General features: G+C 52.3%; 14 protein-coding genes. 4 read left to right on the top strand and 10 right to left on the bottom strand.

Features of this window, described 5'->3' with window-relative positions:
• Positions 1–352: 352 nt before the first annotated feature.
• Complete coding sequence (locus BQ5383_RS14535; protein ID WP_235821994.1) at positions 353–1,963, bottom strand: peptide chain release factor 3; 1,611 nt, start codon at positions 1,961–1,963, stop codon at positions 353–355.
• A 160-nt stretch (positions 1,964–2,123) separates the two neighbouring features.
• Positions 2,124–2,309 (bottom strand): hypothetical protein, encoded by a 186-nt coding sequence (locus tag BQ5383_RS14530; RefSeq protein ID WP_071433118.1) that lies wholly within the window; start codon positions 2,307–2,309, stop codon positions 2,124–2,126.
• A 169-nt stretch (positions 2,310–2,478) separates the two neighbouring features.
• On the opposite strand from BQ5383_RS14530, the gene BQ5383_RS14525 reads away from it, so the two are divergent.
• From BQ5383_RS14525 to BQ5383_RS14510, 4 genes are all read left to right on the top strand, one after another.
• Positions 2,479–2,688 (top strand): helix-turn-helix domain-containing protein, encoded by a 210-nt coding sequence (locus BQ5383_RS14525; RefSeq protein ID WP_071431836.1) that lies wholly within the window; start codon positions 2,479–2,481, stop codon positions 2,686–2,688.
• A gap of 568 nt (positions 2,689–3,256) precedes the next feature.
• On the top strand, positions 3,257–4,219 hold the full coding sequence (locus BQ5383_RS14520) for an AEC family transporter (protein ID WP_071433116.1): 963 nt from the start codon (positions 3,257–3,259) through the stop codon (positions 4,217–4,219).
• 476 nt (positions 4,220–4,695) lie between these two features.
• Positions 4,696–5,679, top strand: a complete 984-nt coding sequence (locus tag BQ5383_RS14515; RefSeq protein WP_071433115.1) for a 1-aminocyclopropane-1-carboxylate deaminase/D-cysteine desulfhydrase — start codon at positions 4,696–4,698, stop codon at positions 5,677–5,679.
• 28 nt (positions 5,680–5,707) lie between these two features.
• Positions 5,708–7,138 (top strand): Na+/H+ antiporter NhaC family protein, encoded by a 1,431-nt coding sequence (locus tag BQ5383_RS14510; RefSeq protein ID WP_071433113.1) that lies wholly within the window; start codon positions 5,708–5,710, stop codon positions 7,136–7,138.
• A gap of 281 nt (positions 7,139–7,419) precedes the next feature.
• Here BQ5383_RS14510 and add read toward each other — a convergent pair whose 3' ends face one another.
• The 8 genes from add to BQ5383_RS14470 all read right to left on the bottom strand — a co-directional run bounded on the left by add (position 7,420) and on the right by BQ5383_RS14470 (position 15,133).
• Positions 7,420–8,406, bottom strand: a complete 987-nt coding sequence (add, locus tag BQ5383_RS14505) for an adenosine deaminase (RefSeq protein WP_083389995.1) — start codon at positions 8,404–8,406, stop codon at positions 7,420–7,422.
• A gap of 75 nt (positions 8,407–8,481) precedes the next feature.
• Positions 8,482–9,051: a DUF6198 family protein gene (locus BQ5383_RS14500; RefSeq protein ID WP_071433109.1), complete on the bottom strand. Its 570-nt coding sequence runs from the start codon at positions 9,049–9,051 to the stop codon at positions 8,482–8,484.
• A complete protein-coding gene (locus tag BQ5383_RS14495; protein WP_071433107.1) occupies positions 9,041–9,943 on the bottom strand; it encodes a sugar phosphate isomerase/epimerase family protein in 903 nt (300 codons plus the stop codon). The genes BQ5383_RS14500 and BQ5383_RS14495 overlap by 11 nt, the downstream gene beginning before the upstream one ends.
• A gap of 12 nt (positions 9,944–9,955) precedes the next feature.
• Positions 9,956–11,071 carry an SIS domain-containing protein gene (locus BQ5383_RS14490; protein ID WP_071433105.1) on the bottom strand — a complete coding sequence of 372 codons (1,116 nt, stop codon included), beginning with the start codon at positions 11,069–11,071 and terminating at the stop codon, positions 9,956–9,958.
• Entirely contained in the window at positions 11,071–11,883 is an 813-nt protein-coding gene (locus tag BQ5383_RS14485) for an HAD family hydrolase (RefSeq protein ID WP_071433103.1), read from the bottom strand. Before BQ5383_RS14485 ends, BQ5383_RS14490 begins: the two co-directional genes overlap by 1 nt.
• Positions 11,884–11,970: 87 nt before the next feature.
• A complete protein-coding gene (locus BQ5383_RS14480) occupies positions 11,971–13,374 on the bottom strand; it encodes an extracellular solute-binding protein (protein ID WP_071433101.1) in 1,404 nt (467 codons plus the stop codon).
• Between the two features lie 62 nt (positions 13,375–13,436).
• Positions 13,437–14,273 (bottom strand): carbohydrate ABC transporter permease, encoded by an 837-nt coding sequence (locus BQ5383_RS14475; RefSeq protein ID WP_071433099.1) that lies wholly within the window; start codon positions 14,271–14,273, stop codon positions 13,437–13,439.
• Positions 14,270–15,133: a carbohydrate ABC transporter permease gene (locus BQ5383_RS14470; protein ID WP_071433097.1), complete on the bottom strand. Its 864-nt coding sequence runs from the start codon at positions 15,131–15,133 to the stop codon at positions 14,270–14,272. The genes BQ5383_RS14475 and BQ5383_RS14470 overlap by 4 nt, the downstream gene beginning before the upstream one ends.
• Positions 15,134–15,147: the final 14 nt, after the last annotated feature.

Here is a 15,147-nt window from a genome sequence, read left to right as displayed (position 1 = left end):
GCGCAGCCTTCTTCCCATTCGTTGCATCAGGCTGCTTTTATACGAAGGAACCCCCGGCTTTTCACAGAAAAGCCGGGGGGTGAGCGTGTCGAAAAAGTTCGACACGCTTCCAGGGGGTATCCCATACCCCCTGGATACGCCGCAGGTTCCTGGCGAAACCAGCGGCGATACCCCCGGTTTCGCGCCCCCGGTGGGCGCGGGTCGTGGTATAAAAATCAGGCACATGTCCTGATTTTTATGATTTTGAATTTTGTTTTTCCTTGGAATCAGTTTTTTCTACAGACTGACCCCCGGCTTTTCACAGAAAAGCCGGGGGTTTTTGCTCAAAGCATATTTTGAATTTTTGGAAAGATCAGTTGCGGCTGAATTCCGCCAGTACCAAATCTTTATTGCGCTCCACAGCCCAGTCGATATTCCACCGGTCCACAAACAGCAGCAGCTGATTTCCTTTGAAATCCTGTACCACCTTTGTACCGGAACTGAGATTGAGAGTTTTGACATCCAATTCCTTGTTTTCGATCCAGCGGATATACTGGAAGGGCAGAGATTCCAAAGCGATCTCCACATTATATTCGTTTTTCAGCCGGTACTGGAGCACATCGAACTGCAGGGTTCCCACCACACCCACGATGACTTCCTCCATGCCGGAGTAAGGCTCATGGAAAATCTGGATGGCGCCCTCCTGAGCGATCTGTTGGGTACCCTTGACAAACTGCTTGCGCTTGAGGGTATCCAGCTGGCGCACCCGGGCAAAATGCTCCGGAGCGAAGGTGGGAATCCCCTCAAACTGGAACTTGTGGCCTGGGGTGCAGATGGTATCGCCGATGGAATAGATGCCGGGATCAAAAACACCGATAATGTCCCCCGCGTAAGCCTCCTCGATCACTTCCCGCTCCTGAGCCATCATCTGCTGAGGCTGGGACAGCTTCAGCTTTTTATCCCCCTGAACATGATAGACCTCCATGTTCTTTTCAAAGCGGCCGGAGCAGATGCGCATAAAGGCGATTCTGTCCCGGTGGGCCTTGTTCATGTTGGCCTGGATTTTGAACACAAAAGCGGAAAACACATCGCTGAAAGGATTGATCTCCCCTTCAGAAGATTTCCGGGGCAGGGGCGAAGTGGTCATTTTCAGGAAATCCCGCAGAAAGGGTTCCACACCGAAATTGGTCAGCGCGGAGCCGAAAAACACAGGGGTCAGCTTGCCATGGCGCACCTGCTCCTGATCAAACTCATAGCTGGCTCCATCCAGCAGCTCTACATCATCTTTCAGGGTGTTGTAATTTTCCTCTCCGATAAGAGCAGACAGATTGGGATCGCTCAGCTCCACTTCGGTGGCCTCCACCTCCCGCTGACCGTTGTTGGCGGTAAAGGAGACGATTTCCCTGCGGTGGCGGTCGTAAACCCCTTTGAATTCCTTGCCGCAGCCGATGGGCCAGTTGACAGGATAGGTCTGGATTCCCAGTTCCTTCTCGATTTCCTCCATCAGATCAAAAGGATTACGGGCATCACGGTCCATTTTATTGATAAAGGTAAAAATGGGGATATCCCGCAGCAGGCAAACCTTGAAGAGCTTCCGGGTCTGCCGCTCCACGCCCTTGGAGGCGTCGATGACCATCACGGCGGAATCCGCTGCCATCAGGGTCCGGTAGGTGTCTTCTGAAAAGTCCTGATGTCCGGGGGTATCCAGGATATTGATGCAATATCCGTCATAATTGAACTGGAGCACAGAGGAGGTAACGGAAATACCTCTCTGCTTTTCTATTTCCATCCAGTCGGACACCGCATGGCGAGCCGTTTTTTTGCCTTTGACGGAACCGGCCAGGGCGATTGCTCCACCATAGAGGAGAAATTTTTCGGTCAAGGTGGTTTTACCCGCGTCAGGGTGGGAAATGATAGCGAAGGTCCTGCGTTTTTCGATCAGCTGCTGATAGTCGGCCAAAAATGATTCCTCCATTGCTTCCATAATGGTCCCCTGCCCGCAAAGCCGCATGGGGAGCCTGTTCATTCACAAATGTTAAGTATAATACAGCCGCCGGGGAATGTCAAACGCTTTTGAAGCCCTTGACTGCGGACGGATTTAAAAATCTGCTTTTCTTATGTTTGATGCGGACCGATCCCCTCTTTTAAGGCTCTCGGCTCACTTTTGGGTGTGCGGGGCGGTGCGTGTGTGGATTTTCAGCCGCCCCACTTTTTATTTGCTCATTCATTATGCGTTTAACGCTATCCCGGAGTTCTTCCAACGTTTCGCATTTTTCAATGAGTTCGAGGATTGCTTTCAGCAGAGCCTCGGTCACATTCACTGTATCCATTCACCTTACTCCCTTCTGTAAGAGATTTTGTATCTCTGCCTTACAAGTATATTGTGCAGCAAATACTTAATGTTGTCAATGTAATAATTTATACCCCTGTAAATGATTTTAATTTTTAATTGACAATATAAAGTGTTTACTGTATGATATGTATGAGGAGATGATAAAGATGACCATAGAGCAGAAGATTAAAATGGCATTGGCATATAGTGGTATTAGCCAAGCAGAGCTTGCAAGGAGAATCGGCACTACCCCGTCAAATTTGAACCAAAAAATTAAAAGAAACACTCTAACTATGGAAGACCTAGAGAAGATCGCTCAGGCTATGGGCGGACAGTGGAAAGCAGAATTTGCTTTCCCTGATGGAACGGTGATTTGATAGGCCTTTGAATGGTATTTTTGTATTTAGTGTCCTTTTTATTGTACACTAAACACACACTTAATAACACACTTTTACATATGTTTTTGACCAACGATATTCTGTTAGGAAAATTCATATATCAATAAACCGGTTTGTTTTCTCATTTTTTATAGGTATAAATTAGGAGAAAAGGAGAGAACAAGGTCCGCTTCCACCGACAGCGTCTGCTCAAATCAAGGAGAACAAAGCCAGGATATCAGAGCCGTTTCTCTCCCTCCATATTCTCTTTTTAGCTGTGTTGGAACATAAGCACGAACCATATTTCAAAGACTCTTCCAGCGGTTGAGCATCACCCGGGTCCGCCCCTTGGCCAAACTCACACCGCTTTATGATAACGGCCCGCTGAAATTAATCCCTTGACAAAGATCTCCTTTTGGCGTTAGGATGAAAAAAATATAAAGCCGCTGTTAAATTTTGTTTTGGCCCCAGCCCTTATTCATTTTTTCAGGCAGAATCCCTGATCTGAAGCTGAAGCGGATGCAGAGACGGACCACTTCATCGCGGCACATCGTGAGGAGCATGATTTATGGTCATAACCGCGCTGCAAAGCGTCCTGATGCTGTTGACACTGATTTTGGCCGGCTGCTTTGCCGCCTCCCGCCCCTGGTTTGGCGAGACGGGCAGCGCTTTATTTTCCAAATTCACTGTTCAGATCGCCATTCCCTGCTATATGTTCTATAATGTTTGGAACACCTGCGGCAGTCGGGAAAAGCTGCTGGAAATGTTTTCCCAGCTGCCCATCCCCTTCTGCATCATTCTGTTGGGATTGGCCATGGGGTTTCTTTTGGCCCGGGTTTGCAGAATTCCCTTGGCGAAAAGAGGCGTATTCATCAATGCCGTTGCCTTTTCCAATACGGTCATTATCGGTTTTCCTGTAGTGGAAGCTTTGTTCGGGGAAGCGGGACTTCCCCAGGGTATGGTTTATTACATGGCCAACACAGTGCTTTTCTGGACTGTCGGGGTCTTTCTGCTCCACAAGGATCACGATCCCGCTGTGCGCCTCTTTTCCCTCTCCGGTCTCCGCTCTATTCTTGCCCCTCCTCTGATGGGTTTTCTGCTGGGCGCGGCAACTGTTCTGGCGGATTTTCACCTTCCTGACTTTCTCATGTCCGCCATCACCATGATCAAGCAGATGGCAACCCCTATGGCGATGATCTTTATCGGCTCGATGATCTACAAGGGCGGTCTCCAAAGCTTTCGTCCCTGTAAAGAACTGCTGCTGGTGATTGCGTGCCGCTTTATTCTGACACCGATGGTGGTGCTGCTGATCTGTCTGCCTATGGGCTTGTCTGCCGACACGCTGCAGATCTTTTTTATCCTTGCCACCATGCCCGCCATGACCCAGTTGGGGATCATGGCCAATGAGGCGGGCAGCGACAGCGGCTTTGCTTCTGTTATTATCACTGTTACCACCGTCATCAGTCTGGCTGCAATACCGGTATATGTCTTTTTGCTGCAGCAGCTTCTTTCGGCTTCCGGTCCGGTGTGAAAAGCAAAGATCATGCGTTTCTCTTTTTCTGAAAAATAAATTCCTTTCGCCGTTTTATTCTTTCCATAAAGTCTGGCTCCTATTGGCAGCCAGGCTTTTTTGTTTTCCAATTTTTTCGCAAAAGCTATTTTGCCAAGGAAACAGAGCGAAACGTTTTCATACGCTTTTCCCTTTGAAACAAACACATTTACGTTGGAACAGAATCGTCTTTCCTCCCGATGCGTTTTTGTATCTGAGACAAATTTTGCAAACAGATTTTTTCAAATAGTTTTGTGTTTGAGTATAAACCTTTGACTTTATCGATTTTCCTTGCTATAATGTTAGCACATCATCTTACTAAAGAAATCCCGTATTTTTCCTTTTATCATCAGTTCCCATTCAGAAAAAAGACTGTGTTCTCCTCGGCAGCACGCTGTTTACACAGTTTTTTCTGCTGTCCGGCAGCGTCGGGCAGATTGATTGGAGGAGGTAGTAAAATGTATCCCATAGAAGAATTTCTGGCCCGGACACCCCGTGTTCCTTTGCTTACCGGTCCAACGCCGCTCCACCCTATGGCCCGCTTTTTCTCAGGACTGGGAGTGGATGCCTATATCAAGCGGGATGATCTGACCGGGATCGGCCCGGGAGGAAACAAGATACGAAGCCTGGAATTTCTGTTGGGCCAAGGGATAGCAGAAGGATGTGACCGTGTTCTGGCAGCTGGGCCGGGGCAATCCAACCTCTGTACTCTCACCGCCGCCGCCTGTGCCAGACTGGGGCTTGAATGCGAACTGATCCATAACTGTTTTCGTCCCAAAGAAATCCAGGGCAATCTGCTTCTTAATGAGCTGCTGCAGGTAAAATCCCATTTTCTTGGGCCTGTTACCAGCGAAGAACGCAGCGCTTATACAGAGCAGCTGTACCAAACCTATCTTCAGCAAGGGGCACATCCCTTTATCATCCGCAATGGGGCAACCAGCGGCCGGGGAGCGCTGGGATATACCGCCGCTGTACAGGAAATGATCACGCAATGCCGGCAGCAAAACATCTCCTCCATGACCATCTTCGCACCGGGAGGAAACGGTGGAGTAGCCGCGGGACTGATATACGGCAACGCTTTGATGGGCAATCCCTTCCGCATTGTGATTGTCAGTGTGGAGGACACCGAAGCTGTTTTGGAAGCACACATCACCACTGCGATCAGAGAGGCGGAAGAAATCACCGGTATCCCTTGTCCCGCCCCGGTGAATCAATTATGTGAGATCACCGACTGTTACCGTGGGGATGGCTGGGGCATGAACACCCCCGACAGTGCTCGCATGGTCAAGGAGTTTGCCCGGCAGGAGGGCATTTTCATCGAAAATATTTACAACAGCAAGGTTCTGGTTGGAATGCGTGATTGGATTATGGAAGGCAAAGCTTCCGGCGCTGTGTGTTATCTGCATACCGGCGGCTTCGGCTCATTATTCAGTCAATATTAAGAGGTGTGTTGTTAAGGAGGAATATCAAATGGAATACGGTTTTTTAACACTGCTGCCCCCCATTATTGCCATTATCGCGGCGGTAGCTTTGCGGAAGGTAGCGGTGGCGCTGCTGATTGGCATCTTTACAGGTGAGCTGATTTTATTCGGGTGGAATCCTTTCACCGCCATTGACGCTTCTCTCAATGAAATACTGACTGTATGTACCGATACGGGAAACCTGAAAACCTTTCTGTTCACCGCTTTGATGGGCGCCTTTGTTATTATGGTGGAGGTATCCGGCGGTGTTGACGGCTTTGTGGCCTATCTTACAGAACAAAGCCAGAAGGTCAAAAGCAAGCGGGCCGCCATGCTGATCGCTTATGTGATCGGCATCATCATCTTCATCGACGGACTGCTGAGCATCATGTTCACCGGCGTCGTCACACGCCCTCTTATCGACAAATACAAGGTTTCCAGAGAAAAGCTGGCTTATATCTGCGACGCCACCTCCGCTCCTGTAAACGCCATTATTCCCCTCAACTCCTGGGGGGCCATGCTCATGGGGCTGATCGCGGCGGAAATCTCAGCGGGTTTTATCACCGGTGATCCCATGACGCTGCTGATTCAAAGCCTGCCCTTCCAGTTTTACAGCATCCTGTCCCTGATTTTTGTTTTGTTCTACATCCTGACCGGTAAGGACTGGGGTCCCATGAAGCGGGCGGAGCTTCGGGTTCAAAACACTGGCGCCCTGTATGATGAAGGTGTTACTCCCCTGCTCAACGACCAGGACGGTATTGAACGGCTGGTTCCTGCCGGCAAGGGTAATAAATGGAATATGATTCTGCCTTTGATCGTACTCATCGGCGGGACCTTCATCGGCTTGTTCGTCACCGGCGGCGGCAGCATCATTGACGGCAGCGGTACCACCGCAATCCTTTACTCCGTCATCATTACCCTTATTTTCATGGGCATCATATATACCCGTCAGAAGATCATGACCTCCAAGCAGTTCAGTGACTATCTCCTCAAGGGTGTCAGCAATATGATCAATCTTGTCTGTCTGCTGGTGCTGGCTTTCGCCATCGGAGCTGTTGTAAAAAAGCTTGAAACGGGTATCTTTATGGCCAGTCTCATTGGAGATCAGGTCAGCGGCGCTCTCTGCCCCGCCATCATTTTTGTGCTGGGCGCGGTAATGGCCTTTGCCACCGGCACCAGCTGGGGAACATTTTCCATCATGATGCCTATCGCCATCCCAATGGCTGTGGCCATGGACGCCAATATTCTGCTGACGATCGGCGCTGTCATTTCAGGCGGTATTTTCGGCGACCACTGCTCACCCATTTCCGATACTACCATCCTTTCTTCCATGTCGGTGGGAACTGATCTGTTTTCCCACGTTAAAACACAGCTGCCCTATGCCCTGGTGACTGCCGCTCTGGCAACAGTTCTTTATGTAGTATGTGGTTTTGCTTTATAAAAACAACGGAACATAAAAGCCATTGGTTAAGAAACCATTCCGTTTAAAACCATAAAACGCGGGATATGTACATACGTTTTATAGGAAAACCTGCGCCTGCTGCGGCACAAAAGCAAAGATATCCAAACTGGTTTGGCCAGTAAGCAGCTTCGTATTCAGAGGGTATCCCATACTCTCCGGATATGTGTCGAATTTTTTCAACACGCTCAAAGCCCCGGAACATCCTTGATTGGGTGTTCCGGGGCTTTTCCATCCTGTTTAATCTATTTTCCTATTCAGCATCAAAGTTCCCTTAACAGCTGTTCCTTCAGCTCCTCAGAAGCAAAAGAACATTCCACCGCGTTTCTGGACAGCTGTTTCAGTTCCTCCATCGTAAAAGCGAACTGTTCCGCCAGCAAACTATACTCCCGGGTGAGGCTGGTGCCGCTGACCGTACGATTATCCGTATTGATGGTGACCAGCACTCCATTGGAAAGGAATTTCCTAATGGGATAATCCTCCAGCCGGGCCACTGCTTTTGTCTGCAGATTGCTGACGGGGCACATCTCCACCCCTACCCTCAGCTGAGCGCAGCGCTTTTGCAGCAACGGATCCTTTTCCATAGCGATACCGTGCCCGATGCGCCGGGCTCCCATTTCCAGAGCGTCCGCCACACTTTGAGCACTCCCGCATTCCCCGGCATGGATGGTATAAGGCAGCCCCAAACGATACGCCTGCTCAAACAAAGGGAAAAATTCCCCGTTGGGCCGGGCGGCTTCATCCCCAGCCAGATCCACACCACATACACCCTGTCCCAGATACTCCCGGGCCAGACGGAACATCTTCTCGTTTTTCTCCTGAGTGTGATGGCGCATGGCGCATAGGATAACGCCGTATTCCACACCGCTTTCCCGCCGGGCAGCATCCAGACCGGAAAGGACCTCCTCCACCGCCTGTCTTGCTGTCAGAGATGAATTTTCCAGCAGCGCCGGGGAAAAACGCACCTCTGCATACCGCACCCCATCCTCTTTGAGAGAGCGGAGAAAGGTATAGGCAGACCGGCGCACCTGCTGAGGTGTATCCATGCACCGGATGGGCAGCTGAAAGCGCTGAAGATACTCCGCCAGACTGGCACAGCTCTCCGGCGCCTGCAGCAGTTCCAGCAGCTTAGGCAGAGGGACGGATTCTCCCTGCTGCTCCAGGGTGTACCGGACAAATTCCGGATCCAGGGAACCGTCAAGATGACAGTGCAGCTCGATTTTGGGCAGCGTCCTCAGATCGTCTTTCACGGTCAAGGCCTCCTTTCAGCTTTCCAAGAATAAAGTGATGGATCAGATCAATGGAGGGCCCGGCAATCACTGCTGTCAGCAGGGTGACTGCTCCGGCTTTGCCCCCCAGCAAAAGCCCCAATCCCAGCATGGAAAATCCAGCAGCCATTTGGAACGGGCAAAAGACCATCCCAACCGGTCCTTTAATACCATAATGACCCCGGTGATGGGCTCCATGCCGATATCCGCAGTAAGAAAGACAGCGATGCCGGTATACAGCAGCAAACAGCCCAGTATAAGCGCGATGATCCGTACCGGCAGCTGCTCTGTGGGGAAAATCAGTCCATACAGCACTGTGCCTATCTGCACACACAGCTGATAGGGCACTACCGCCGCCACCGTACCGATGTTCAGATACCGCCTGCCCACTATCAGCAGCAGCAGGATCATAAAGCCATTGACTGCCGCCGCACAGATTCCCGCCTGGGCGGGGTCCAAACCCAACAGCTGCCGCAGGCCGTCATAAACCAGACCATAAGGATCATTGCCCAACCCGGCGCAGGCATTGAAGGAAAGGCCCACCCCCATCAGCAGGCTGCCCAGCAGCGCCAGCGGAAGCCTTGTCAGAAAGCGTCTGGGCGTGCATCCTGTTTTTTCAGCCCTCATTCGCCGTTTCCCCCAGGGACAACAGATACATTCCTACCTCATAAGCCAGACGAAGAGCGGTGTCCGCCACCTGATCCGGCAGACGGTTGAGATAGTTGTGCACCTCAAAGGCAAAGTCTCCGGTATAGCCGATCTCCCCGAGGACCGGCATCACTTCCTGCCAGCGGATGGTACCGGTAAGGGGCAGAACATGCATCAGGGTATTGTCGGTTTTGCTGTAGGTATCGGATACATGGGTGGCCAGCAGATGCTTCCCCATCAGCCGCAGGCATTGTGCCTGGTCCTGCTCCATAATATCCCCATGCTCAAAGTCCCAGCAGATGCCGATGGAAGAATCGCTGAAGCGTTCCACCAGCTCCACCAGCTCATGGGGATAGGCACAGAACTTCCGACGGGGGGCGATGCCGTAATCGCACATATTTTCCAGCGCCAGCCGCAGTCCCATCCCCTTCATCTGCTCCAGCAAAGGGGCAAAATAATGATAATTTGCCTCTATTGAGGGAGCATAATAGTCCACCCGACCGGCAACAGTCTCCGGATGAAGGACGCAGGTATGGGCTCCCAAACGCTGGCAGCAAACCAGCGAGCGCTGCTGAAGCTGCTGATGACGCTGCCGCTGTTCCTCTGTCAGACGCTGATCCAGAAAATTGTAGAAATAGGCATGGCATTGGCCGAACCGCACCCCCAGCCGGGCTGCGGTTTCCCCCACTCCATGCAGCCAGCGTTCCCATTCTTCCCCCAGAAAAGGAGAACCGGGAAGGGACCAGTCATAAAAGTTCAGGTCAAAAACCCGGAAGCCCGCAGCGCTGACCCTGGTCAAGGTTTCTTCCAAAGAAGCCTTTCTGCCATCGGGCCGGATAAAAAGCAGATTTGTAGATGTCGCCAGCTCCATGGTACTCCTCCCTTAGTCCAGAATGATTTTTTCACTGCCTGCCACAGTGGCAAAATTGATGCAGGCGGTCCAGTGCCCCCTGGTGCCGCGGAAATCCTCTCCGCCCAGCAGGATCGCCAGATAGCCTATCGCCATGGATACCGGAAGATAACCGATCAGGCTGTCCAGCAGCAGTTCCCTGGTCTGGGGCAAGGTCATCCGCCAGGGACCCTCCCCCGGTTCATCGGTGAGTACCACCAGAGGCCGTCCCATCTCCCCGGCAACCTTCCGCAGTTCACAGCTGCGGCTGTAGCCGCCCTCCCGCTGCCGGATAAACTGAAAGGTGACTGTACCGGTCACATCGCTGATAAAGTAGTTCATATGGAGCCAGTCTTCGGTATTGTGGGCGCTGGCGGGCAGGCCGATGGTTTCCAGCTCCTTGGCATAGGCAAAAAAGCTGTTGGCATAATTGGCGGCGATGCCGATAAACTCAAAGGCTCTGGCCTGGCTCAGGCGGGGGGCCAGCTCCCGGGCCTGCTGCTCCCATACCGGCATCAGTTCTTCCAGCTGTTTTGGCAGAGCTGTCAGCTCCTCCCAAAGGGCATCCGCCCGTGCCCGGTCCTCTTCCTCATGGGCAAGCTCCACCGCCAGGGCATACAGCGCCATTACCGACGCCGCGTAGGAGCGCATACCGGGCCCGCCGCACAAGCGGGGAATTTCCATGGTCAGGCCCATGTCTGCCTCACCATAAAGCGGCGAACGTTCATTGCCGGTGATGGCCAGGGTAACGCCGCCAAAGCGGGTGATCCTCTGGGCTGCCTCCACAATGCGGGAGACATTGCCGGAATTGCTGATAAACACATACACAGTACCCGTACCGTTGCGCATCAGGACGCGGCGGCTGTAGCTGCGGGCCACATCCACAGCATACATTACCTCCGCTTCCTTATCGGTAAGCTCCCCGAAAGCCTGGCGGGCGGCCACCGCCGCGCAGTAGCTGTCCCCGCAGCCTACCAGTACCAGCTTGCGGGCGTCTCTCAGCCGTGGATCCGCCGCCAGAGCAGCCGCTTTTTGCCGAAGCACAGGCAAAAGCTCCGTCATCAAGGCCGGCACACTGCCGATCTGTCTGAGCATAGGTGTATTTTCCATTACTGTGTCCGCTCCTTTCCAAAGCAAAAACGCTGGCAGGCTTCCATTACACCTTCATAGCAAGGGGCGGAAGCCACATAATCCGCCGCTTCTTTGGCCGGTTCCTGGGCGTTGCCTACCGCCACGCCGATCCCGGCGGCCCGGAGCATCCCCAGATCGTTGAGATCATCTCCCACCGCCATCACCTGTTCCATGGGGATACCCAGCATCTCCGCCAGTGATTGTACCCCTTTTTCCTTGGTGGAATCCCGGTGCAGCACCTCCAAAGCCTTGTTGGCATACCGTTTATAGCCGAACTCCTCCGGCAGACGGCGGCAGAGGGCCTCCACCGCATCCAGACTGCCATCCCGTACCTTGGCCATGAAAACCAGCTTATCAATCTCCAGGCTTTCCCACATCTTCTCATCAAAGGGGATCACCTCCTGATAGCGGCCAAAATCCCGCTGCTGCTGACGAACATAGTCTGTCAGGCGGCAGGCACGCTCCACACCATTTTTGCTGTAGAGCACCGACATCTCCAGCGCCTCAGCCACCGCAACCGCCTGACGCAGCGGCGCCAGCGGAACAGTGCGGCGAAACACCACCTGACCCCCACGGACGATCACCCCGCCGTTACAGGCAATATAAGGGGTGTCGTCCAGCTCCAGCTGCTTGACATACTCCTCCACCTGGCTTTCCAGCCGGCCTGTAGCGATGGTATATATGATTCCTTGCCGGCGCAGCTGTTTTGCCAGCGCCGGAACTTCGGGATGAAGGATCTCATCTTTCGCGACGATGGTGCCGTCTACATCTGTTACCACCAGTTTAATCATAAGCCGCTCCTTTCCTGCTGACAATAGCTTTGGAAAAAGGCAGACGCCCGACGGGAACTCCCGGCGTCTGCCCCCTCAGCAAAACTGTCAGCTGTTGACTTCTACATACTCCGCCAGCTTGCTGTTGATCTGATTGACAATGTTGTCATGCGTAGTCTGTTTATCCTGACCCTGTGCAAAGTTCTGCATCTCGGTATCAATGATGGTATCGATTTCTCCGGTCACCATATCGAAAGGCTCCTGCACGTTGGGGTTGGAGTTCTGCATGGATGTGGCCGCTGCCTGCATAGGCTCATTTTCCGCCAGGAAGGTCTGCATCCGCTCGCTCTCATACAGCTTGCGGTTGATCGGAATATAGCCGCTGCCGGTGCAGAAGGTATACTGGGCATCCTCGCCTGCCAGATACTGCTGGAAGATCCAGGCAGCGGTCTGACGCAGCTCATCGCCTTTGTTGAAGATCACCACACCGGAACCGCCCACGGCGACGCCGCCCTTGTCATCAGCGCTGACGGTAGGCAGGGCCGCGGTGCCGTAGTTGAGAGCACCACCGGTCAGCTCATCCACCTTGGCAATACGGGCGGAGGACATGATGGCCATAGCGGTCATTCCCATGGCAAACTCTTCATTGATGTTATCCTCAACGGCCTTGTAACCGCCGGTGGCAATCACCTTTTCCCACTCGTCCAGGAACTTCATCAGGCTGCCATCCTCACCAATGGTGGTCTTGGTCATCAGGCCGGTACGTCCGCCCTCGTTGTCGCCCAGGAAATTGTACTCTCCCATACCGCCCAGGAAGTTGAGCAGCTGATAACGCTTTACCTGGACCTCCAGGCCATAGGTCTCCACCTCATCGCCATTTTTGACGGTGAGCTTGTTGATGGCATCCACCATTTCAGCAATGGTAGCGGGAGGAGTCTCGATACCGGCCTGCTGGAACAGATCCTTGTTGTAATAAAGGAGAATGGCGGAGTTGCTGAAGGGCAGTGCGCACAGCTCGTCCATATAGGTGAAGGTGCGGGCTGCGTTGTCCAGAATATCCTCTCTGGGAACGATAATGTTCTCACCAGCGGCATACATATCCTCGGGCTTGACCAAAAGATCATAACCGGCGATGACAGGAATACCGGCGCTGGCTACCTGGCAGACATCAGGGAAGTTGCCCCAGTCCTCTGCCTGGGCCAGTGTTTTCAGCTTTTCAGCAGTATTGGTTCCCTGGAAGCTGGGAGTAACAACAATGCCGTACTCCTTGCCCACAGTCTCATTGAAGTTATTGACAGTGTTCTCCAAAGCGACCGCGCTGGTACCCTCCATGTGATGCCAGAAATCAATGGCCACATCGGTATCGCTCAGGCGCTTGCCGGAATCCACCACCGCAGCGGAGCTGGAGCCGGCTGCCTCACTGGACGAGGACGAGGCTGTGGAACCGCCGCATCCCGCCATACTGACAGTGAGCATGGCCAGCGCTGTCAGAACGCTCAGAAATCTTTTCATTTTCTTGACCTCCCAAGTTGTGACTGTTTGTTGGATCTTTCTTTTTTCTATTCAGCAAGGGATCATCCCTTGACGGAACCGGAAAGCATACCGCCCACGATCTGTTTCTGGAAAATAACGAATACAAAGACCGTGGGAACCAGCACCATCACCGCGGCTGCCATAATGGGGCCGTAGATCGTGCTGCCGTCAGCAGAGTTGAGCATGGTGATTCCCACCTGAACGGTGCGCAGCTTGTCATCATTTGTGACCAGCATGGGCCAGAGGTAGGTGTTCCAGATGCTGACGAAGGAAGAAATATAGACTGTCGCGATCACCGGTTTGGACAAAGGCAGCAGGATCCGGCTGTAAAAGCGAAGATTGCTGCATCCATCAATCCGGGACGCTTCATAAATCTCTTTGGAAAAGGTGAGGTAGTACTGTCTCATCATAAAGATGTTCAGTACCGACAGCAGGAATACCGCCATCATTCCCAGGTAAGTGTCTGTCAGCCCCAGAGAGGCGACGGTTTTGTAATTGGTGACCAGCACCACATCACCGGGGATCATCATGGTGGACATACAGAGCATAAACAGGAAGTTTTTGCCCTTAAACTCGAAGAACGCAAAGGCAAAAGCGGAAAGACTGGCCAGAATCACCCGGATGAAGCTGGAAACACCGGCAAGGATCACAGAGTTGATCATATATCTGCCCAAGGTGGTGATTTGCAGCGCTTTGCGGTAGTTTTCCCACTGAATGGAATCGGGCAGAAGCTTGATGTCCCGGGTAAGGATCTCCGGAGCTTTCATAAAGGACAGGGAGATGGCATAAAGAATGGGAAAAATCAGCAGCAATCCCACTGCAATGGCCAGCAGCTGGAACAAAAAGGACAGCAGCTTCTTTTTGGTTTTGGCCGTCATGAGTAATGCACCCCTTTCTTCTCAAAGGAAAAGCTGATGAGCATCAGCACAAGGGTCAGCAGGAAGGTGATGATTGCCGAGGCGTAAGCGTAGTTGTAGTTCATGTTGTTGAAGGCGTTCTTGTACATATAGTAGATCATCGTAGTGGTGGAGCCCTTGGGGCCGCCCTGCGTCAGGATAATGGGCAGGCCGGACATGATGACGTTTTTCGCCAGGGAGTTGCAGATGAGGAAAAAGACTGTGGGCGAAATCAGCGGCAGAATCACCCGGCGTACCCGCTGGAATCCGGTGGCGCCGTCGATCAGGCAGCTTTCCAGCAGCTCGTTGGGAACACCCCGGATAGCCGCCAGCAAAAACAGGAAATTAAAACCGATATTCATCCAGACGGAAATGGCGCTCAGGGAGAGCATCGCGTATTTGGAATCATTGAGCCAGTTGATTTTGGTTTGAAGCAGCTTATTGATAATGCCGATGTTGGGGTTGTACATGATTTTGAAAATCATGGCGGTAACAGACATGGACATGGCCATGGTGAGAGAAAATATCGTTTCATAAATAGAAGAGGTGCGTGTTTTTTGGTTGGCCACCAAAGCCAGAATCAAAGCGATGATGATGGCCACAGGGGACGCCAGCACTACATATAAAAGAGTGTTGAAAATGGACTGGATAAAAAGCGGGTCCGTCAGCACCTTGACATAATTATCCAAGCCGGCGAATCCCTTTACCACGCCATTGGCGTCCAGCACAAAGAAGCTGGAAAGCACAGTTTTAATAAAGGGATAGAAGGAAAAGATGGTAAAATAAATCAGCGCCGGAGTCAGATATAAGTAGGGTTCCAGTTTGCCGAATTTCTTTCCCATAATGCTCCACCTTT

Source organism: Angelakisella massiliensis, assembly GCF_900104675.1.
Lineage (GTDB): Bacteria > Bacillota > Clostridia > Oscillospirales > Ruminococcaceae > Angelakisella > Angelakisella massiliensis.
Note: the sequence above shows the minus strand (reverse complement) of the source record. Positions and strands in the feature narration are given on the sequence as shown.

Excerpts from the sequence above, each read along its gene's own strand:
- BQ5383_RS14535 (WP_235821994.1), bottom strand. The coding sequence starts at position 1,963 with ATGGAAGCAATGGAGGAATCATTTTTGGCCGACTATCAGCAGCTGATC.
- BQ5383_RS14530 (WP_071433118.1), bottom strand. The coding sequence starts at position 2,309 with ATGGATACAGTGAATGTGACCGAGGCTCTGCTGAAAGCAATCCTCGAA.
- BQ5383_RS14525 (WP_071431836.1), top strand. The coding sequence starts at position 2,479 with ATGACCATAGAGCAGAAGATTAAAATGGCATTGGCATATAGTGGTATT.
- BQ5383_RS14520 (WP_071433116.1), top strand. The coding sequence starts at position 3,257 with ATGGTCATAACCGCGCTGCAAAGCGTCCTGATGCTGTTGACACTGATT.
- BQ5383_RS14515 (WP_071433115.1), top strand. The coding sequence starts at position 4,696 with ATGTATCCCATAGAAGAATTTCTGGCCCGGACACCCCGTGTTCCTTTG.
- BQ5383_RS14510 (WP_071433113.1), top strand. The coding sequence starts at position 5,708 with ATGGAATACGGTTTTTTAACACTGCTGCCCCCCATTATTGCCATTATC.
- BQ5383_RS14500 (WP_071433109.1), bottom strand. The coding sequence starts at position 9,051 with ATGAGGGCTGAAAAAACAGGATGCACGCCCAGACGCTTTCTGACAAGG.
- BQ5383_RS14495 (WP_071433107.1), bottom strand. The coding sequence starts at position 9,943 with ATGGAGCTGGCGACATCTACAAATCTGCTTTTTATCCGGCCCGATGGC.
- BQ5383_RS14490 (WP_071433105.1), bottom strand. The coding sequence starts at position 11,071 with ATGGAAAATACACCTATGCTCAGACAGATCGGCAGTGTGCCGGCCTTG.
- BQ5383_RS14485 (WP_071433103.1), bottom strand. The coding sequence starts at position 11,883 with ATGATTAAACTGGTGGTAACAGATGTAGACGGCACCATCGTCGCGAAA.
- BQ5383_RS14480 (WP_071433101.1), bottom strand. The coding sequence starts at position 13,374 with ATGAAAAGATTTCTGAGCGTTCTGACAGCGCTGGCCATGCTCACTGTC.
- BQ5383_RS14475 (WP_071433099.1), bottom strand. The coding sequence starts at position 14,273 with ATGACGGCCAAAACCAAAAAGAAGCTGCTGTCCTTTTTGTTCCAGCTG.
- BQ5383_RS14470 (WP_071433097.1), bottom strand. The coding sequence starts at position 15,133 with ATGGGAAAGAAATTCGGCAAACTGGAACCCTACTTATATCTGACTCCG.